Origin of the sequence: Mariniflexile sp. HNIBRBA6329, assembly GCF_043558645.1 — a bacterium.
Lineage (GTDB): Bacteria > Bacteroidota > Bacteroidia > Flavobacteriales > Flavobacteriaceae > Mariniflexile.
The window spans coordinates 139,367-160,841 of sequence record NZ_JBIFXS010000005.1; the positions used below are offsets into that span (position 1 = coordinate 139,367).

The following is a 21,475-nucleotide window of genomic DNA, read 5'->3' on the forward strand; positions in this document are numbered from 1 at the left end:
TTTGGGGTTGCTTATATCCATTTAGAGAACTTGCAATATATTTTTTGATTGTCGGTAAATAGTGTTTTGTTAAAATCATATATTATGAAACTATCAGCTATTGTAATCCTTTCAGTTTTCTTTTTAACACAGATTATTTCAGCACAAAATGAAAGCCAAGATAAAATTATACTAACGGATACGCTTTCTGAAGTGGTGATCACCACCCTGCTTCGCCCTGAAAAAATAACTCGGGCACCTGCTTCCATACAAGTATTGACCGCTAAGGATTTTGATCGTTTCGCAGGCTCGAATACTGGGGAACTCATTTCAACACTACAAGGTGTTGAATTTACGCGCTACGGCGTAAATGGCATTACCTTTAATGCCAGAGGATTGAACAGTGCCTTTAACAACAAAATACTTCAGATTGTTGACGGTCGCATCAGTACCTCCTCGTTAAGTGGTGGTTTACCAGTGTTCAATAATGGTTCAACCATAAAAGATGATATTCAGCAAATGGAAATTGTTTTAGGTCCACAGACCGCACTCTATGGACCTAATGCACATAATGGGGTGTTCAATACCATTACAAAAGATCCACGCCTACATTCCGGAACCTCAGTATCCTTGAGCGCTGGTAATCAGTACCAATTCAGTGGTCGGTTACGCCATGCTCAAAAAATCAATGACCATTGGGCATGGAAAGTAACGGGAGAATATGCAACCGGTCAAGAATTTAATTTTATTGATAGTGTGTATGTCAACGCTTCTGCTAAGGGCATTCCAGAACATTATGTGAATTTTGATTTTCGCCACATTCGTGGTGAAGCCCATATATATTACAATATAGACCCAAAAACCGAAATTATTGTTTCCAGTGGGACAAGCAGCCATGATTTTATACAGGTAACGGGAAGTGGACGCAATCAAATGAAAGGTTTGACCTATAGTTTTCTACAAGCCCGATTTAAAAGCCGCCATTTTTATGCCAATGTTTATAACACTTGGGGGAGTCTCGGTAAAAGCCATACAATATCTGCTTATACCCAAATTTTTTCAATGAGAACACAGCCCGGTCCATTATTTTTACCACCAGATGAAGCCGAACAAGTAGCTTTAAGTGCGGCTCGCTTTAAAGAGAAAAGCAGACGATTTAATGCAGATTTTCAATATCACAACAATTTTTCTAAAGCTGGATTATTTCTAGTGGCGGGATTGGACTTCGAAAATGCACATCCCAACACGACAGATGGAACCACCTTGGTGGGCAACGCCAACGATATTTCTGTATCACAAATAGGTGCCGTTTTACAACTCGAAAAAAAGCTTCTTAAGAGCATGCGTATGATTGGCACTGTTCGATATGACAATAATGATAATTTCAAGAATTTGGTGGCACCAAAGCTTACGTTGGTTAAAGACTTAGGTGAGGGGAATATTCGGTTTGGTTGGGCGAAAGCCTATGCACTGCCGTCCATTCTAAATCAATATACAAGTCTTCGGGATTTCTTTTTTGGTAATGGAGGAAGCGGTATTTCATACATTCCTAATAATTCGCAAGTGAATGACCCAGAGTCCATCCGCAACACACAACCCTTAAAGCCTGAAGAAGTGAATACATGGGAATACGGAATTAAAGGGAAGCCTGCTCAAAACCTTTGGGTAGATGCCAATGCCTATTATGGCACGAGCAAAAACTTTATTACGCCTCCATTACCTTTGGGTGGTAGGGCCCTTTCTTTGGATGGTATTGCATTGACCCATAACCCGAACTTTGCGGGTACAGAAAACAATGGCACGCTTCAGGGAGCTAACTTTTTCACCTTTTTTAATTATGGAAAGGCTAAAGTATATGGTTTGGATGTTGGTGTGAATTATACGATTTCGGCATCTGTTGAGTTAGCTCTTAAATATTCTTGGCTCAATGCCGAATTTGACGAAAATGATGCGAATAACGATGGGGTCAAAGGTCCGAATGAAAAGAGCATCAATGCCCCAAATCATAGAGGAGTGGCTATGTTAATGGTTAAAGATCTATGCAAGGAGCACTTAGCACTTTCATTTGGTGCTAGAATGGTGCAGAAATATGATTTTTATAGCGGAAGCCAGGTGGGGAGCGAAGAGGGTGCTGGTGCCAGAACACCTCCCAATAATTTTAATTATGGCCCGTTAGGTGGTTTTAGCACCTTCGATTTTAGTGCCGATTATCGTTGGAGTAAAAGAGTATCGTTAAATTTTAACATCACCAACCTATTCAATACCAAACAGATAGAATTTTTAGGAGCACCGTCTATAAGACGATTGGCCATGGCAAGCATAAAAATAACCGATTAAAAGAACATTAGATTAATTTATAAAGTAACTTTAAAAATATTTAGTTATGCCAATAAAACTGACCAATATGAAAAATTTAAAATTAGGTTTATCTATAATTATACTAATTTCTAGTTTTCTCATTGGATGCAAAAATGACAAAAGGATAGAATCTTTAACAAAAACTTCTGAATCAGAACTGACTGCCATTATAACAAAACAAGTTGACAGTCTTTATTCAGTTTATGAAAGGTTTGATTATGATTGGATTGAATTTTATGCTGATAGCTACACTGCTATTTATCCAGACTCCCCAATTCAACATTTGACTAAAGATTCCTTAAAAGCTCAATGGGAACGAATTTACTCCAAATATGATGTGAAACTCGTTTATCGTGGAAGACCAACCATAATACCTTCGGAAGATATGGCTATATCCTATAATAGTTTTAATGAAATATTCATTAATAAAGAAAACTCAGATACTATTAAAAATGTTGGAACATATATTGCAAATTGGAAAAAGCAATCAGATGATTCTTGGAAAATAGTATTTGAAACTTTACAAAATCATTAAAAACTGTATACAGAACGGGCTATAGTTCATTACTTCTGACTTTCCTCTAGAAAAGTCCTCGCGAATTTGCTTTCTTCGGTTTACGACGGAAAACCCTAGTTAATTTTAACGAAACCATCTAGCACATACAAAACAAAAAAGTCTGCAAAAATGCAGACTTTTTAAATTTTTGTGGGGAGAGCAGGATTCGAACCTGCGAAGATGAAATCAGCAGATTTACAGTCTGCCCTCGTTGGCCGCTTGAGTATCTCCCCAAAACCGAGCGCAAATATATCATAGTTTAGCAACTATGCAAAATAAAATGGCGCTATTTTACAATTCGTAACGCAATCTAAACGATGCAAATAGTGGCTGTATAAAATATTCGGTGGCACTTACCGAAATATTGCTGGAATTTGTATTGTTTTGCGACTTGGTATTGAACAAGTTAGTCGCTTTAATTTCGTACTCTAGCTTGGAATTTTTATCTTTTTTATAAGATAACGAAGCGTTCCAAAATTTATAATCATTAATGGTTCTTTCTTCATTACTATAGTTAGTATATGAAAAATCTGTTTTAAATGTAAATGATTTTAATATAAGCGCATCTACTTCTACCGATGGCGACTTTGTAAAAAACCTGTTATTGTTATTATCTTGAATACTGTGGCGGTAATTTATTTCAATATTAGGCGCTGTTTTAAAATTGGTTCTTAACTCCGCACCATAAGTTTGGGTAAAACTCTCGTTTACAGATGGTGTGTTTTGAAAAAATTGATTGAATTTTGAATAATTAAAATTTCCGTTAACCGAAGCTCTAATTTTTCCAAAAGTGCGCTGAAACCTTCCGTTAGCACTGGCGCTTTCATCTGCAAAAGGCGAATTGAATGGGGAACTAACAAATACCACACTATTGGCATCAGATGGTGTTAATATATTCCTAATGTTATCAATGCTTTTATTGTAGTTAAGACTTGCATATACGTTGGTATAGTTAAACATATTGAAACTAAAGTAAGACAGGTTTACGTTGTGCGACAAAGCATTTTCCAAAGCAGGATCACCAGAAAACAAGGAGCTATAACTGTTAAGCACCAAGCCTTGTGCAAATTTGGACACATCGGTAAATTGTGTTTGCATGCGGTAATTCAAGGTAATTTGCTCACTCTTTTTTAACTGCATCAACATATTAAAATCTGGCAGTAATCTGAAAAAATTATCGGTGCTTTTGGTATTGAACTGCGTATTATTGGTACTGTACGCATGTGCCGAAACACCCGGAGTAAAGGTAAAAATACCCGATTTCAACCTGTAATGTGCGGCTAGATAAACATCACTAAAATTGTATTTGATATCGTTTACATCCAACCCATCATTTATAGTTGGTGTTGGGTTGAATTGAGAATCATCATCTAAAAACTGAAAAATTTCAGAATTAAACTGCTGGGTACTTAAAATCGTTCCAATGGTAAAATTAATATCACTTTTATTATTAAGGATATTCCAATAATCAAGTTTCGCATCCATTTGATTGGATTTTACACGTTTATCTTGGGCTACATTATAATCTAATTGCGCACCATCTAAACCTAAAATAGCTGCTGTACTATCATAATTATCTTTGTCCTCCAAAATGGCATTGTAAAATGGGTCTTCATCCTGTAATAAATGCTGAATTTCTAAAGCAAAAATATTTGTGGCATCCAACGTGTAATAATAATTTAAATTTTGATTGATGCTGTAAGGGCTTGAATTTTCAAATTCATTAATAGTCCCTATTTGGGTTGAAAGCACATTTTGGTCTTGAGACTCTTTTGAAAGTCTTCCCAAAATATCATAATCTAATTGGTTATTGCTGTTGGGTTTGTATTTAGCCGATAATTTTACCATGCCCAAATCGCTACGTTGCTTGGTATTGTTTTCTCTGTTCTCGTTTCTTAAAGCATTATCAAAATACTGAACATCTCTAATTTCCTGTATATCTGTTCTGTTCCCTGAAAAAATGGCAAAACCACTTAAATCCAACGCTTTGTTGGGCGACCAGCTAAAATTAGCTGCTGCAAATTTGGTATTGATGTCTTTAGCTCTGTTATTTTGAGTAGTTAAAAACCCTAAACTATTGCTTCCTAAATTAATACTGGTACCACTGCTGCGGCTCGGGTTTCTAAAACCACCTGTAAAGTTGAAATAATCGCGACGCGAAAAAGCTATTTCACCTAAATTATTTAAATCGGTTATGGTGTTAATGCTGTATTTTGGACTGTAATAAAACAATTTTGGCTGTACCAAATACAACTCGTTTTGGTTTGAAGCCCCTCCACCTACAGTAACGTTACCAAACCAAAAGTTTGTTTTACCTTCTTTTAATTTGATATTAATAGCAACATTATCTTGATTGTTAGTTACGGCACTTAGCTGCCCTACTTCGGCATAGTTTTTTAGAACTTGAACCTTATCAACCGCATTAGATGGTATATTTTGAACTGCCAATTTAGTATCGCCATCAAAAAACTCTTTACCATCAACCATTATTTTTGAAACGGTTTTACCTTCAACTTGTACTTGTCCATCGTCATTAATTTCAACACCTGGTAAATTTTTAAGAACATCACCCAGTTTTCTTTCGGTACCTTTATTAAAGGAATCGGCATTGTAAATTAAAGTATCGCCCCTAACAATTACGGGCATTTCGTAAACAATGTTGACTTCATCTAAAGCATTATCATTTTGTAGTGTGAAATTTTTAACAACATCACTTTCTTTAGATTCAAATATGTCCTCACCTGCTTTCATACCTATGTAACTTACTTGAAGTTTATAGGAGGTGTTCTTTTTTAAACTGAGTTTATACCGCCCTTGATCGTTGGTAATACCATAAGCATCCAATGCTTTTGTTTCTTGGTTTATGGCAACAACATTGGCAAGTTCTAAAGGGTTGCCTATACTATCTTTTACAACGCCTTCTAATTTTATTTGGGCAAAAGCCGCCGAAACCGTTACTAAAAACAGCAACACAGATATTCTTAATTTCATTAATTATAAATGGGATTAATTTTGGAATTACCTTCTTCCGCCGCCTTGACCGCCTCTAAAATTCTGACGCATCTCTTCGGTTTTCTTCTTTACTATTTCCTCATATTCTTTTTTAGTAACCTCTTTCCCTTTTGAAGGCACTTTGATAACATCTTTTTCCTCTGGGTTTAATATAATTTTTGAACAAAGAATAGTGGTTCTATCGGCATTTAATTCTAAAATTAAACCTGGTAGCCCCCAATAATCATCAGGACCTTGGTTTACTGGAATTTGCATGGTGTACCACGCTACCACCTCAATTTCTTTGGTTTTAGGTGTTTCATCTTCTTCATTGCTTGAAGACCTTCTAAAACTTGGAACGCCACCCGATGCATCAACTGTTTTTATTACAGTTGCTTTAAAGCAGGTGTACTGACCAATTTGTTTCATTTCACCTTCCATTTTCCAATTCAATTTTGGCAATGAATCTTTAATTAGAAATTTTTTTCCAAAAAACTCCTGCTCTTGTAAAAGCAGTTGGTTTTTTACATTTTTATACTGCGGACCACCTGTAAAACTACTCATCATAGCTCCCCACCTACCGCCTCCACCTCCTGGAGCTTCTAATTTTTCTTCTTCTTTATAAAAAGATTCCGATTGATTAAAGGTTAAAACAAATGTTTTTTCGAGCATACTTTTCATTCGTTGCGCTATTTCCTTTTTTCTTTCTTCACTCATATCACCACCACCAAAATTACTCATATCGAGTGTAGTTTTAGATTCATAATAGGCCTTTCCCTGAAAGTCTTTTTGAGCGAATGACACCGCAGAAGCAAAAAACACTAAACAAATAACACTTATTTTAACAAAATGGAGTTTCATATAATACGGTCTTTTTAAAATTCGATTTAAAATTATAATTTTAAATCAATTAGACTTAAAAAACCGCAATTAGTTTAACAGGCGAATTGTTAAACTATTCTTAAATTATTTTATTAATTTTTGTATTTTTCGTGCCATTATGAAATACACTTTATATTTATTTATTTTTCTTTCACTTTCTGTTAGTTCTCAAGAATTTATTGAAACTTCTTTAATTGGTGAAACCAAACTGGACGCCGACACTTTTTTAAGCACAAATAATTTTGATACCACTTTTTATATTCTAGACAATGTTTTGTTTAAACATAGCAAAGAAACCAAGGGTATTGATATTGGCTACAGCAATTTTCAATTAGGAAACATATTTTCCGTAAACACCTTCAACCCTTTAAAAATCAATGTTTTTTACAAAAATTTTAATACTGTAATCGTTTTGGATAATCGGTTAGCCGAAATATTCAAAATAGATTTTAACGCGCTTCCCGATTATAAAAACGTATCGCATGTTGCAACGGGTTCGGACAATACCTTTTGGATCTTTAACGAAAACACTCAGCAATTAGAGTTATTTGATTATAAAACCAAAACAAAACGCGCCCAAACACTACCTATTAAAAGCACCGTATTAGATATAAAAAGCAATTATAATAACTGTTGGGTACTTACTGAAAAGCAGCTTTTTGTGTATGATTATTTTGGAAATCTTTTAAAAAAGATAAAAAACCATGGATACACATCTATTGAAATTGATAATGAAAACATCATTTTCAAAAAAGATAACACCTTGTTTTACATGAAAAAAGATTCAGAAACCATCGTTCCCATTAACTTACCTAATTTGTTAATAAATCAGTTTTATGTAACCAACGAAACCTTGTATATTTACAACAAGGAAAACCTACAGAAATACCAATTAAAAATCAACTAACATGCATATTGCTATTGCCGGAAATATTGGCGCAGGAAAAACCACCCTTACAAAATTACTAGCAAAACATTATAAGTGGGAAGCACAGCTTGAAGACGTTGTAGACAACCCTTATTTAGACGATTTTTACAACCAAATGGAACGTTGGAGTTTTAATTTGCAAGTGTACTTTTTAAACAGTAGGTTTCGCCAAGTTTTACAAATTCGAGAAAGTGGCAAAGACATCATTCAAGACCGAACCATTTATGAAGACGCTCATATTTTCGCGCCCAACTTGCATGCCATGGGATTGATGACCAATCGTGATTTTGAAAACTACAAATCGCTTTTTGAATTAATGGAATCGTTGGTAAAAGGACCAGATGTATTGATTTATTTACGAAGTACCATACCTAATTTGGTGTCTCAAATCCATAAACGCGGACGTGAATACGAAAACTCTATTAGTATCGATTATTTAAGCAGATTGAATGAACGCTACGAAGCTTGGATTCACGGGTACAACAAAGGCAAACTTTTAATTATTGATGTTGACAAGCTTAATTTTGTAGACAAACCAGAAGATTTAGGCCATGTAATCAATACCATTGATGCAGAAATCAATGGGTTGTTTTAGAAGTTTTTAGAATAAACTTGATATTTATATTACATGCTGAATTTTAAAACTTTAATAGCACTATCTGCTTATATTTTATTTTCAATTAATAGTTTTTCCCAAGAAGACACAACGGTAACAAAAAATAGAGTTTGGAAGCAACTTGTCTATGACGGAAAATTCACCTTACATAGCATCGGTAATGGATTCACACAACCTCTACGATGGCAAAAAAATGATTTTATCACTGCAGGTGGCATAGTTGCTGGCACTGGAATTCTTTATCTCGCAGATAATGACGCACGGACTTTTTTCCAAAATCATCAAAACGAAGTGCCACAGGTTTTAAAAGAGTTTGGTTGGTACTTTGGAAGTCCACAAAACTTCTTCATGATTTCCGCTGGGGTTTATGGTTTCGGACTTATAACCGATAACGAAAAAGTACGCCATACAGGTGTATTAATAATTGCATCGGCAGCGACATCGGGTATTATTCAATCCATTTCTAAAACCGCTGTTGGACGCGCCCGACCAAAGACTGGTAACCGAGACGAATTTAAACCTTTTGAAGGCACACCTGGATATCATTCATTCCCATCAGGTCATGCTATTTTATCATTTTCGATGGCACATGCTATTTCTAAGCAGTTTGATGATTTTTGGGCAAAAGCTGGTATTTACACGGTTGGATCTATTGCTCCTATTTCAAGATTATGGGCAGACGCCCATTGGCTGAGTGATGTAGGACTTGGCATAGCTATAAGTATTGTGGTAGTCGATGGTGTGGATAATTTTATGAAGAAGAAAAACGCCTACAACTATTCAAAACCAAAACATATAAGCTGGCAATTGAAAGCTGGCTATGGTACTTTAGGCTTTGTCGGCACATTCTAAACAAAAAAGAAACCACGCAATTAGTTAGCGTGGTTTCTTTTTTTAGAATTAAAAGCTATAAACTTAATTTATAACGTCTTCTTCAATTTCCTTGTTATTTAAAGCTGCAATACTTGCTTTTACTTCATCTTCATTTCCTTTAAAGGTCTCATAACTTGTTGTCTTTTCTCCATTATTAGTAATTACAGTTGTAACGATTGCTTTTACTGTACCATCTTCGTTGCTATGCATATCAACTTTCATTTCTTTGGTAATTTCAACTTTTTCAGGTGTATTACCAGAAACATAAGCTGTAACAACCTCTGCGTCTAATGCAATACTAGGTGCAATTACTAACGCAACCACCGACATTAGTTTCAATAAAATATTTAATGATGGGCCTGAAGTATCTTTAAATGGATCACCTACCGTATCTCCAACAACAGCTGCTTTATGGGCATCGGTTCCTTTTCGACCATCAGCTTCAATCATTTTTTTAGCATTATCCCAAGCACCACCAGCATTTGATTGGAATATAGCCATAAGCACACCACAAGTTGTAACACCGGCTAATAAACCTCCTAACATTTCAGCATGACCAATGAAACCAACAGCTACAGGAACAGCAATTGCCAGTAATCCTGGTAATACCATTTCTCTAATAGATGCTTTTGTTGAAATATCAACACATTTGCTATATTCTGCATACCCATCAGCCGCATCAAAAATAGCTCTATCTTCTTTTGAAGCCTTACTCATATCAGAATCGTATTTACGCATCACCGCTAAAGCTGCTTTTAACTGAGGAATATCTCTAAATTGACGACGCACTTCTTCTATCATAGCCATAGCTGCTCTACCCACAGCATTCATAGATAAGGCTGAGAATACAAAAGGCAACATACCCCCAACTAATAAGCCAGCCATAACTGTTGGTTTTGATACATCAATAGACGTTACATTTGCTACTTTCATAAATGCTGAAAATAATGCCAACGCTGTTAAAGCTGCCGAAGCAATAGCGAACCCTTTACCAATGGCCGCTGTAGTGTTACCTACTGCATCTAATTTATCGGTACGTTCGCGAACCTCTTTAGGTAATTCTGCCATTTCAGCAATACCACCAGCATTATCAGAAATTGGACCATAAGCATCAACAGCCAATTGAATCCCTGTATTTGCAAGCATTCCCACCGCAGCGATTGCAATACCATAAAGGCCTGCGAAATGATGAGAAACCAAAATAGCGGCAGCTATGAATAATATTGGGTACATAGTAGACATCATGCCAACGCCTAAACCTGCAATAATGTTTGTTGCAGCACCCGTTTCAGATTGTTTTACAATTCCATTAACTGGTTTTGTACCAGTACCTGTATAATATTCTGTTATTTTACCAACTGCCAAACCAGCAAGTAACCCTGCTAGTGTCGCTAAAAAAACACCTAATGACGTGTATTCAACACCACTATAAACCCATGTTTCTGGAATTAATGAATCAATAATAAAATAAGAAGCCACTACCATTAAACCTGCAGAACCAAACTCTCCAATATTTAAAGCCGATTGCGGGTTACCTCCATCTTTTACTTTTACAAAGAAAGTTCCAACAATAGACATCACTATACCAACAGCAGCCAATACTAAAGGCAAATATACAGCTCCTAAACCAGCAAAATCTGGTGTAATAATAAAAGCTCCTAAAACCATGGTTCCTATAATGGAACCTACATAAGATTCAAATAAATCAGCACCCATACCAGCAACATCCCCTACATTATCACCAACATTATCAGCAATAGTTGCAGGATTTAAGGGGTGATCTTCAGGAATTCCTGCTTCAACTTTCCCAACTAAATCGGCTCCAACATCTGCAGCTTTAGTATAAATACCTCCTCCAACACGAGCAAATAATGCTATAGAAGATGCCCCTAAAGAAAATCCTGAAAGCACATTCAAAACCAAACCTAAATTATCAGGTTCTGGCCACATCCCTTGGTATAAAGCAAAAAGTCCACTTAAGCCTAAAACTCCAAGTCCAACAACACCTAATCCCATAACTGCGCCTCCTGCAAACGCTACTTCCAATGCTTTTCCTAAAGAAGTTCTTGCTGCTTGCGTTGTTCTTACATTGGCTTTTGTTGCTACTTTCATACCTATAAATCCTGCCAGAGCAGAACAAATAGCACCAACAATAAACGATACCGCAACCATACCGTTAGAACCAGTTTCATTCGCTCCTTTAAAATATAATAAGACGGCAACTGCTATAACAAATACCGATAAGATTTTATACTCTGCTTTTAGAAAAGACATGGCACCATCAGCAATGTTTTTTGCAATTTTTATCATGCGTTCATTTCCTTGGTCTTGTTTAGTTACCCAAGCACTTTTTACAAACACAAAAGCCAATGCTAAAACCCCAAAAAGCGGTAAAAATTTCACTATTAATTCCATATAAATTTAGTTAGTTATTGATTAAATATTTTTTTTAACGGAGCTAAAAATAGGAAAATATAAGTGATAAAAAAAACCACCTTAAATTAAAGATGGCTCATTTTTTTTTCGATTTATTATTAATCTAATAATTTAGATGGTAAATGTTCTTTTTTTCTTGTGATCGCTTTCATCATAACGCTTTACACATTCGTGGTAAATCCTAATAGCTTCTTTAGCATCTCCCCAACCACCAACATCAACTTTCTTTTCTTCTAAATCTTTATAAACTTGGAAAAAGTGTTCAATTTCTTTAAGACGATGCGGATTTAACTCTGAAATATCTTCTCTATTACTCCATACAGGATCTGAAACGGGTACACAAATAATTTTTTCATCTGGACCTTTTTCATCAGTCATATAAAAAACTCCAATCGGTTTTACCTCCATTACAACCATTGGAAAGGTTGGCTCTATCCCTAAAACAAGTACATCTAATGGATCTTTATCTAAGGCTAAAGTTTCAGGAATAAAACCATAATCACCTGGATACATCATAGATGAGAATAAAGTTCGATCAAAACGGATTTTATGTAATGCGAAATCATATTCGTATTTATTTCTACTGCCTTTGGGTATTTCTATCAATACATCAAAAGTTAATGGGGTATTCTCACTCATATTTTTATTTCTTATTATACGCGCAAAGATACTGAACACCTATGCGTTAAGCAACAAAAAACAATGTTGTTTTTATGTTAATAATTCTTCTGATAAAACAAATATTTTTCAGCATTATTTATGAATGCGAAACCTAGTTTTAAATTAGTAAATCCTCATAAGGTCGATTACTTGTGAGGATTTACTTTTATAACTACCTCATTAACCAACCTTTAATTCCAACCACCACCTAAAGCTCGATACATATTAACCACGGCATTCATTTGTGCTTTTTTGGTTTCAACAAGTTCAAATTTAGATTCTAAAGCATCGCGTTGTGTTAGCAAAACTTCCATATAATCTGCTCTTGCCGATTTAAAAAGCGTGTTAGAAATATCAATAGAACGGGTAAGTGCATCAACCTTAAGCGATTTCAAATTATAGCTTTTCTCAAGATTGCTAATATTTGAGAGTTGATTAGCGACCTCTAGATAAGCGTTCAACACGGTGCGTTCATAATTATAAACTGCTTGTAATTGTTTCGCATTTGCATTAAAATACAATGCTTTTATTTCATTTCTATTGATTAATGGCCCTGCAATATCACCAACAACCGAGTAAAATAAAGATTCAGGTGTTTTTGTTAGATTCGACAAATTAAAAGCCTCTAAACCAATTCCTGCCGAAATGCCTAAAGATGGAAAAAAGCTAGCTTTTGCAACTTTTACGTCCAACTTGGAAGCTTCCAATTCCATTTCCGCCTGCCTAACATCGGGTCGGTTTTCCAATAATTGCGATGGAACACCTACCGATAAACTTTCTGGAACTAAATTGTAAAAAGACGCTGAGCTTCTTAAAATGGGCTGCGGAAATCTTCCTACTAAAAAATTAATTTTATTTTCGGTTTCCGTGATTTGCTGTTTAATATAGTATTGCAGACTTTGTGTATGCAACACCTCAGCCTCAAAACGTTGTACTGCCAACTCGGTTACACGTGCTGCTTGCTTTTGAAGATTCACTATTTTTAAAGCATTACTTTGAATATCTATATTTTCTTCTACAATAGACAATTGATTATCGAGCGTTAGCAATTCGTAATATGAATTTGCTATTTCAGCAATTAAGTTTGTAACCAAAAAATTTCGACCTTCAACAGAAGCTATATAACGCTGATACGTTGCTTTTTTAGCATTACGCAGTTTTTTCCAAACATCCAATTCCCATCTTGCTTGAAGTCCTAAATTGTAGTTAGGCAAAGGCTCAGGAAATTCTCTTCCTGGTTCAATTTCCGTATTGGCATCATTGGCTCCTTGACTTGTATATCTACCAACTTTTTCGGTTTCAGCACCAGCTTGAAAATCTACAAAAGGCAAATACTCGCCCTTTTTAGCCTTGACTTCATTTCTGGCAATTTCCACTTCCTGAAGCGTGATTTTCAATTCTTGATTATTCTTTAATGCCGTTTCTATCAATTCGTTTAAATACGGATCGGTAAAATAATCTTTCCATTTTACAGATGCTGTATTTGTAGTATCTGTAGACTGCGTTTCAAATTGATTGGGAACCGCCTTGTTTTCTTGAACCACTTGAATAGTCGGTACACAAGAGTAAAGTATGGCTATGATAATGATACCAACCAACCATAACTTTTTGTTAGGCAGTACAATGTTCTTTATATTATTCATTTTCAGTTCTTTTTAATAGTTTTTTAAGAAGCTTATTAATTTTCTTCAATTTACTTTCACTTTCGCTCATACGCATCAACTCTTCGGACATTGGTTCGTTATGTTCATTTTTAATTAAATCGCGTCCATCAGAAATGGTTGCAAAAAAGTAGTATAAACCAGGAATGATGATAACACCTGCAAGCGTACCAATAAGCATCCCTCCTAATGCAGAACCTCCAATAGTTCTGTTACCAATAGCACCTGCACCAGTAGCCAACACCAACGGAATTAAACCTGCTATAAAAGCAAAGGACGTCATTAAAATGGGGCGGAATCTCATTTTAGCACCTTCAATAGATGCTTCAAGTATGGTAGCGCCTTCACGGTGTTTCTGGACTGCAAACTCTACAATCAACACCGCATTTTTACCTAAAAGTCCCACCAACATAATCATACCAATTTGGGCATACACATCGTTTGCAAGTCCCATAAACTGCAGTAATATGAACGACCCAAAAATACCCACAGGCAACGATAATATTACCGCTAATGGTAGCATGAAACTTTCGTATTGTGCCGCAAGTACCAAGTACACAAAAATTAATACCACAATAAAAATGTATAACGATTCATTCCCTCTAGAGGCTTCATCATACGACAAACCTTCCCAAGCAATATCATAACCTAAGGGTAAATTTTCTTTAGCTACTTCTTTTATCGCATTGATAGCATCGCCACTGGTATAACCCGAAGCCGGCAACCCACAAATAGCAGCAGAATTATACAAATTGTAACGTGTAATTTCGTTAGGACCCAATCGTTTTTCAACTTTCATAAATGCGGAATAAGGCACCATTTCACCTGCTTCATTTTTAACAAAAAGCTTTTCTAAATCGGATGGAAGTCTGCGATATTCCGGTGCTGCTTGGGTATATACTTTGAAGAATCTATCGAACTTAATGAACCCTTGTTCGTAGGTACTACCAATAAGAATGTTTAAGTTTTCCATAGCGTTTCCAATAGAAACACCTTTTTGCATTGCTGCTTTATTATTTATAATCAACTCATACTGTGGATAGTTTGCAGCATAAAATGTAAACACCCCTGTTAACTCTTTGCGCTTTTTTAAAGCATCCAAGAAATGGTTGTTTATTTTCTCAAACTCATGATAATCGGTTGAATTGGTTTTATCTAGCAAACGCATGGAGAATCCTCCCGAAGACCCAAAACCTGGAACCGCTGGTGGCTCGAAATACTCTATAACAGCGCCCAAATTTTTACTTTCTTCTTCCAGTTCTTCCATGATTTCATGCACAGAATGCTCACGTTCAGACCATGGTTTCAGGTTGATAAGACAGGTGCCTGCATTGGAACCACGACCTTCGGTCATGATTTCATAACCCGCTAATGAGGATACAGACTCTACACCTTCAATTTCTTCACATAGCTTTTGAAGTTTACGCGCCACATCGTTGGTGCGTTCTAAAGTAGAACCTGGAGGTGTTTGAATGATGGCGTAAACCATTCCTTGATCTTCACCCGGAATAAAACCTGCCGGCAACACTTGGTTTGAAAAGAATATACCAATACAGAACGCTATTAATATCCCGAAAGTGATCACTCTTCGGTTTACAATCAATTTCAAAAAGTCAACATAACGCCCTGTAAGTTTATCAAACTTGCGATTAAACCAATCTATAAATTTATCAATTGGGGTTTTCCTTTTTGGTTGCCCATGATTATTTTTTAGTAGAATTGCACATAAAACAGGTGTTAACGTAAGTGCTACAACTGCCGAAATTATAATAGAACCTGCCATGGTGATTGAAAACTGTCTGTAAAAAACACCAACTGGCCCCGTCATGAACGAAATAGGAATGAATACAGATACCATAACCAAAGTAATAGCAACAATAGCACCACCCATTTCTGTTAAAACTGCTTGTGATGCTTTGTAGGGTGATAGGTTGTCTTCGGACATTTTTACGTGTACCCCTTCTACAATTACAATGGCATTATCAACCACAATACCAATAGCTAATACTAATGCAAATAAAGTAATTAAGTTTACCGAAAGTCCGAATATTTGCATAATGAAGAACGACCCAATTAACGATACAGGCACCGCAATAATTGGTATAAGCGTAGAACGCCAATCGCCCAAAAATATAAATACCACAATGGCAACAAGTATAAAAGCGTCTCTTAACGTATGAAGCACCTGCTCAATGGACGCATTTAAAAAGTTTGATACGTCGTAACCAATTTTATAGTCAACATTTGGTGGTAATTCGGCTTTTAATTCTTCCAACTTCGCCTTTACTTCATTGATAACATCACTACCATTACTACCAAAGGTTTGTTTCAAAACGATGGATGCAGAAGGATGCCCATCTAAATTGGAATAAATATCGAAAAACTCACTTCCTAATTCTACATCGGCAACATCTTTCAGCCTTAAAGTTTCGCCTTCTTCATTGGCTCTAATAATGATTTCTTTGTATTCATCTGGTTCATTATACCGGCCTTTATAAACCAAAACATACTCCAGTGACTGCGATTTTTTACCAGAACTTTGCCCCAATCTACCAGGTCGAGCAATAACACTTTGTTCGTCCATAGCTTTTAGCACTTCTTCAGCCGACACATTATAAGCACGCATTCTATCTGGCTTTAACCAAACACGCATGGCGTACTTACGGCTTCCTAAAATTTGTGCACTGGCAATACCTTTAATACGCTGTATTTCGGGTACTATTTTGGTGTATGCGTAGTTGTATAAGAATTTTTCATCGTCATTTTTCGCCTTGCTGTACAAGTTTACATACATAAGCATACTTGGTTGCACGGGCGTAATTACAACACCTTCACGCTGCACTAATTCTGGAAGGTTTGGCATTACTTGGTCTACACGCGTTTTCACCCTAACCACCGCTTGGTTGGGGTCTGTACCAGGTTCAAAAATGATACGTAAGGTTCCTTCACCCGCACTTGTAGCATCGGAAGCGATGTAACGCATGCCTTCCACACCATTAATGGCGGTTTCCAAAGGAATAAGCGTTGATTTCACCAATACATCAGCACTTGCGCCTGGATAGGCTATAAATATATTTACCGTGGTTGGTGATATTTCAGGAAATTGAGAAATGGGTAATTGCTTTAAGGCTAGCAAACCCGTAAAAACAATGATTACCGATACAACGATAGCCAATACCGGTCTATGTATAAATTTACTAAACATTTTTTTAAGATTAAGGGGTTTTTGATTACTCTGCGTACATATCTAGATGTTGCAATACCGATTCTGGCTTTTCAAACTTGGTTTGGATTCTTTCTCCGTTTTTAACCATTCGGATGCCTTCCAATAACACTTTATCGGTTACGGATAACCCCTTTTCTATAATGAATAAATTAGGCAATTCGCCTTTAATGGTAATTTCGCGTTGTTTAACAACGTTATCATTACCTATTACAAAAACGTATTTTTTATCTAAAATTTCGAAAGTGGCTTTTTGAGGAATGATAATAGCTTCTTTATAAGGTACTTTCATAAGAATGCTCCCTGTTTCACCATGTCTTAAAATACCTTCTGAATTTGGGAAGGTGGCTCTAAAAGCAATATTTCCGGTTTCATTATTAAATTCACCTTCAATGGTTTCTACAATACCATCATGAAGAAATGGTTGGTTATTCGCCATTAACAGACTCACATTTTTGGAATCCTCTTTATTTTTACTGATGATATAATCTAAATATTCCGATTCGGGCACGTTAAAATACACCCACATTTTACTGTTATCAGACAATGTTGTAAGCAGTTCGCCCTCATCAAGCAAGCTCCCTTCGCGCGCTTCCAAATGATCCATAATCCCATCAAAAGGCGCTCTAATATCTGTAAAGCCTAAGTGCGTTTGTGCTAGAGCTACTTCAGCCCTGGCTTTTTCTAAGTTGGCTTGTGCCATACTTAATTCGTTTTTGGAAACCACATTACTATCGGATAATAGTTTTGTGTTTTGGTATTCTATGTTTGCAGCTTGTTCTTCTGCTTTGGCCTTTTGTAATTCAGCTTGATAAATATTAGGCATAATGTAGAACATTTTTTGGCCTTTTTTAACAAACTGCCCTTCATCTACAAAAATTTCTTTTAGGTAGCCTTTTTCTAAAGCTCTAACTTCTATATGCCTAATCGCATGTATTTGGCACACATAATCTTTAGTAATGGTGGTATCAAGTTTTATGGGATTGGTTATTAAAAAAGCGACGTCTTTTTCTTTTTTTTCTTTTTTTGATTCGCAACTTGTATATATAAACAAGGCACAAAGCCCCGTTATTAAAAGCATTTTACTTTTCATGATAATGATAAATTTTATTTGTTTTTAGGTAAAGAAACAGGTTAAGCATCCCTTTTTGGCTAAAAGGATGGCATGTAACACGAGTAGTTTAAGAACTACACAAATAAAATTCTAAATTCGGAATACTTGGTATGTGATATACCGCTTGTTGGGAATGTAAAAATTAAAAGACCCTGTAATCGACCTGTCTTTTTTATAAATATGAAATGGCTGCAGTAAAGCAATTGAAAAAGGAATTGCAGCTGTATTTGGTATCGTTTTTTTAGAATGAAAATTTAAGCTTTCTTCAATCTCAACTTCCGTTATTTTAATTTCTAATAGGCGTTCAATTGATGCTGTATAAATTTCTAAATCCTGTTGAACTGTATCGGTATTACTTTCTAGTACCTGTACATGATTTTTTAGATAAGAAAATTTGGAAACATGACTTATGGAAATAGTGCGCGCAGAAACTAGCCCACTACAGCATAGGAATATTAAAAAAAGAAAATGTTTATATAATACCTTCTTCATAAAGGCGGTAAAATTATATTACTTGACTATTTCAACAAACCAATTCGCCATAAAAATTTGTTAAACAGTTATTTTTTGTTGTTAATTCATTTTTTACAGTTTAAAAAATCAATTTAAGCAATCTAACTTCTTTTATTTAACTAAAAATGAAAGCCAAACGAGCCTGTTATACCAAACTTACGTGCATTAGGGTTTTGAACTTCATCTAAATAATTGCCTCTAAAATTGAAGTCTATTCTAAATACTTTAAAAATGTTGCCTACACCAAAGCTATATTCGTAATACATTTTTTCGCTTGGTGCTATTAAAGGAATGCTATTAGGGTTTTCGGTAGTGTTCAGTGCAATATTTCCTTCTGAAATCTCTCCCCAAACACCTCGTATGCCTACAATTTCACGAAGGTTTAATTTTCTTAAGAATGGAATTCTAGAGAAAAAACGCCCGTTAAAATTATGCTCCAATTGCAATGAGGTATAAGTATCGGAAACAAATTCATAAAAATCTAACTGAGAAAATGTATTATAAATTGAGAAGTACGATTGGTTACCTGGAATAGCACTTAACAGCCCAAGAGGTACTTCGCCAAATGTTTTGCCTGCTTCAACAGTGGTTGTTAAACGCCCAAAGCCCCCCACATGCAAAGGTTGTATATATGAAAACTGAACTTTTGTATAATCAAAATCACTACTAAAAATCGATTTATCACCTCGACTTACTTGAGCAAAAACACTTGCGTAATCATCATTCGCATTTAATCGTTCTACACCAAAACCTGTCATTTTTCGCTTTGGAAAATACGATACTGAAAAAGTAGATTCGTATTGTTTGATTTCAGACTCCACCCCTGTTGGCGTATTATAATCTAAACTAAAAGTTGGCGACGCCGATTCTAATGTTCTGTAATTGGCTCCCAACCTGAAAACCAGATTTCGCAAAGGCTCCATTTCAAACGCTAAACTGGTTAAATTTATAGACGTTAATTTATCGTTAGCTCCCGTTCCCACTACTGCTGACGAAGCTAAACTTCTACCTAAAACATCGGTACTTGTAGTTAAACTTGCACCTGTTTGTTCTACATCGCGCCTATTGCCTCCAGAAATAATCAATCGGTTTTTTTTATCAATCAACCATTTTCCTGAGATACCGTATTTGAATTTATCGTCTCTAAATCCATAAGCCAAAAATCCTTCTAAACGCCACAGGTCATTTTTTCCAAAGTAAGTACGTCCGCCTGCACGCAATCGCATGCCTTCTACTTCATTAAACCCAAAAGTTGAAAAAATAGGACCATAATCAAGTGGCAATTCATTAAACTCAATATATCCCGATGCTAAAATGCTTCCTAAATTGTAAAGCCTTTTGAATTTTTTTACGGTTTTTAAGGTGTCTAACATTTTGTAAACGCCTTTTTCATCTTTATTTAAATCTTCCAAACGGTTTTCAGACCAAAAATTATCGTCTCGGTCATACACATCTTTATCGTAATTATAAACTTCCGTTTCGTAAAACTTTTTGTCCTTTTCAATATCAAACTTATAATTATCGTATAGCGTGGTTCGTTTTCCGTAAACGCCTCTAGATTTTTCTTTTTTATTGAAAGCAAAATCACTCATCATATAATCGCGCTTCACAAGAAAAATAGAATCGTTTAAAACCTCAAATTCCTGCTCAATATAAATTTCTTTTACCCAGTTGATATTGGCACTTTTAGATGCTTGAAGTTTTATTTCTTTAATAGCATAAGTGGTATCTGCCACCCAAAAATCTCCTTTAAAAGTCAGTTCATTTTTACGTCTTGGGTAATAAATAATATTGTAGCACCACTTATTATCTAAATATGCACTGTCTTTTAAAACATAATTATAGGTGTTTATGCCTGTTCTTGACAGCGGGCTCACAAAACTTTTATCAAAAAACCTTAGGTAATTATCGTAAACATCATAATCGGAATATAAATCGTCAACGAAATCTATAATGATTTGATTATCACTAAATCCGGAATTTTTATTTCCTTTTAACACCTCTTTTTCTTTATTAATTAGGTTATCTCCATAAACTGTTGAAACAGCTTCATTAATAAATATAGGTAAGTAGGTTTTTCCGGTAACCTTTGATGTATCAACTTCATTAAAAACAAATTCCATACCTCTAAACAATTTGCTTTTTATAAGCGCACTATCGATGGTATTAATGTCGAATTCTACTTTTTCGTACTTATTGTATTCGAATTGTTTAAAGTGCTTTAGTCCATTTTTTCGCTTATGTTCCCATATTTTTCGAAGTAAATCAATAGCAGGATTGTCCTTTTTTGATTGTTTCCCTGCGACAATAAACACCTGACCTAACTCTGATGCCGCTTCTTTAAGTATGAATTTTAATTCGTAATTCACCTTTTTAGTTAAAGGAACTTCTAAAGTTTCATAACCTAAAAATGAAATTGTTAGGACATTCCATGTTTGGCTAGATTCCATATAAAATTTACCGTTTTCGTCGGTAATAGTACCTTGTGTTGAGCCTTTAAACAATACGTTGGCAAATGAAATGGGTTGATTGTATTCATCAAACACATAACCACTCACTTTAGTTTGTGCGAACGTGGAAATGATGCCGAAGAAGAAAAATGTAAGTAGTAGCTTTGGGTTCATAATACAAAAAAACTTCATTAACAATCATGCTAATGAAGTTTATATAACGTAAAAAATGTTT

The 21,475-nt window shown here is 35.4% G+C and carries 14 protein-coding genes and 1 tRNA gene; 5 read left to right on the plus strand and 10 right to left on the minus strand.

The features are described 5' to 3' along the window. The first annotated feature begins 84 nt into the window (after positions 1-84). Both ACGK9U_RS08660 and ACGK9U_RS08665 read left to right on the plus strand, forming a co-directional pair. Positions 85-2,316, plus strand: coding sequence for a TonB-dependent receptor plug domain-containing protein (locus ACGK9U_RS08660; protein WP_394465973.1), 2,232 nt, complete (start codon positions 85-87; stop codon positions 2,314-2,316). 67 nt (positions 2,317-2,383) lie between these two features. Beyond that, positions 2,384-2,872 (plus strand): YybH family protein, encoded by a 489-nt coding sequence (locus ACGK9U_RS08665; protein ID WP_394465974.1) that lies wholly within the window; start codon positions 2,384-2,386, stop codon positions 2,870-2,872. A gap of 172 nt (positions 2,873-3,044) precedes the next feature. On the opposite strand, the gene ACGK9U_RS08670 is transcribed toward ACGK9U_RS08665, so the two are convergent. From ACGK9U_RS08670 to ACGK9U_RS08680, 3 genes are all read right to left on the minus strand, one after another. Beyond that, a tRNA-Tyr gene (locus tag ACGK9U_RS08670) sits at positions 3,045-3,126 on the minus strand. Between the two features lie 58 nt (positions 3,127-3,184). Continuing rightward, a complete protein-coding gene (locus ACGK9U_RS08675) occupies positions 3,185-5,884 on the minus strand; it encodes a carboxypeptidase regulatory-like domain-containing protein (protein ID WP_394465975.1) in 2,700 nt (899 codons plus the stop codon). A gap of 27 nt (positions 5,885-5,911) precedes the next feature. Further along, positions 5,912-6,745, minus strand: coding sequence for a GLPGLI family protein (locus tag ACGK9U_RS08680; RefSeq protein ID WP_394465976.1), 834 nt, complete (start codon positions 6,743-6,745; stop codon positions 5,912-5,914). Between the two features lie 139 nt (positions 6,746-6,884). Between ACGK9U_RS08680 and ACGK9U_RS08685 the strand changes: the two genes are divergently transcribed. The 3 genes from ACGK9U_RS08685 to ACGK9U_RS08695 all read left to right on the plus strand — a co-directional run bounded on the left by ACGK9U_RS08685 (position 6,885) and on the right by ACGK9U_RS08695 (position 9,162). Then, positions 6,885-7,673 carry a hypothetical protein gene (locus tag ACGK9U_RS08685; RefSeq protein WP_394465977.1) on the plus strand — a complete coding sequence of 263 codons (789 nt, stop codon included), beginning with the start codon at positions 6,885-6,887 and terminating at the stop codon, positions 7,671-7,673. 1 nt (position 7,674) lies between these two features. Continuing rightward, the gene (locus ACGK9U_RS08690) at positions 7,675-8,289 is read left to right on the plus strand and encodes a deoxynucleoside kinase (protein ID WP_394465978.1); all 615 of its coding nucleotides are present in this window, start codon (positions 7,675-7,677) and stop codon (positions 8,287-8,289) included. A 312-nt stretch (positions 8,290-8,601) separates the two neighbouring features. Continuing rightward, the gene (locus tag ACGK9U_RS08695; RefSeq protein ID WP_394465979.1) at positions 8,602-9,162 is read left to right on the plus strand and encodes a phosphatase PAP2 family protein; all 561 of its coding nucleotides are present in this window, start codon (positions 8,602-8,604) and stop codon (positions 9,160-9,162) included. Positions 9,163-9,225: 63 nt separating this feature from the next. Here ACGK9U_RS08695 and ACGK9U_RS08700 read toward each other — a convergent pair whose 3' ends face one another. From ACGK9U_RS08700 to ACGK9U_RS08730, 7 genes are all read right to left on the minus strand, one after another. Continuing rightward, on the minus strand, positions 9,226-11,598 hold the full coding sequence (locus ACGK9U_RS08700; RefSeq protein ID WP_394465980.1) for a sodium-translocating pyrophosphatase: 2,373 nt from the start codon (positions 11,596-11,598) through the stop codon (positions 9,226-9,228). 132 nt (positions 11,599-11,730) lie between these two features. Continuing rightward, positions 11,731-12,258: an inorganic diphosphatase gene (locus ACGK9U_RS08705; protein WP_394465981.1), complete on the minus strand. Its 528-nt coding sequence runs from the start codon at positions 12,256-12,258 to the stop codon at positions 11,731-11,733. A gap of 212 nt (positions 12,259-12,470) precedes the next feature. After that, on the minus strand, positions 12,471-13,922 hold the full coding sequence (locus ACGK9U_RS08710) for a TolC family protein (protein WP_394465982.1): 1,452 nt from the start codon (positions 13,920-13,922) through the stop codon (positions 12,471-12,473). Then, positions 13,915-17,145, minus strand: coding sequence for an efflux RND transporter permease subunit (locus tag ACGK9U_RS08715; RefSeq protein WP_394465983.1), 3,231 nt, complete (start codon positions 17,143-17,145; stop codon positions 13,915-13,917). The genes ACGK9U_RS08710 and ACGK9U_RS08715 overlap by 8 nt, the downstream gene beginning before the upstream one ends. Positions 17,146-17,170: 25 nt before the next feature. Next, on the minus strand, positions 17,171-18,256 hold the full coding sequence (locus ACGK9U_RS08720) for an efflux RND transporter periplasmic adaptor subunit (RefSeq protein ID WP_394465984.1): 1,086 nt from the start codon (positions 18,254-18,256) through the stop codon (positions 17,171-17,173). A gap of 111 nt (positions 18,257-18,367) precedes the next feature. Further along, entirely contained in the window at positions 18,368-18,769 is a 402-nt protein-coding gene (locus tag ACGK9U_RS08725; RefSeq protein ID WP_394465985.1) for a hypothetical protein, read from the minus strand. A gap of 140 nt (positions 18,770-18,909) precedes the next feature. Further along, positions 18,910-21,414 carry a DUF5686 family protein gene (locus tag ACGK9U_RS08730; protein ID WP_394465986.1) on the minus strand — a complete coding sequence of 835 codons (2,505 nt, stop codon included), beginning with the start codon at positions 21,412-21,414 and terminating at the stop codon, positions 18,910-18,912. Positions 21,415-21,475: the final 61 nt, after the last annotated feature.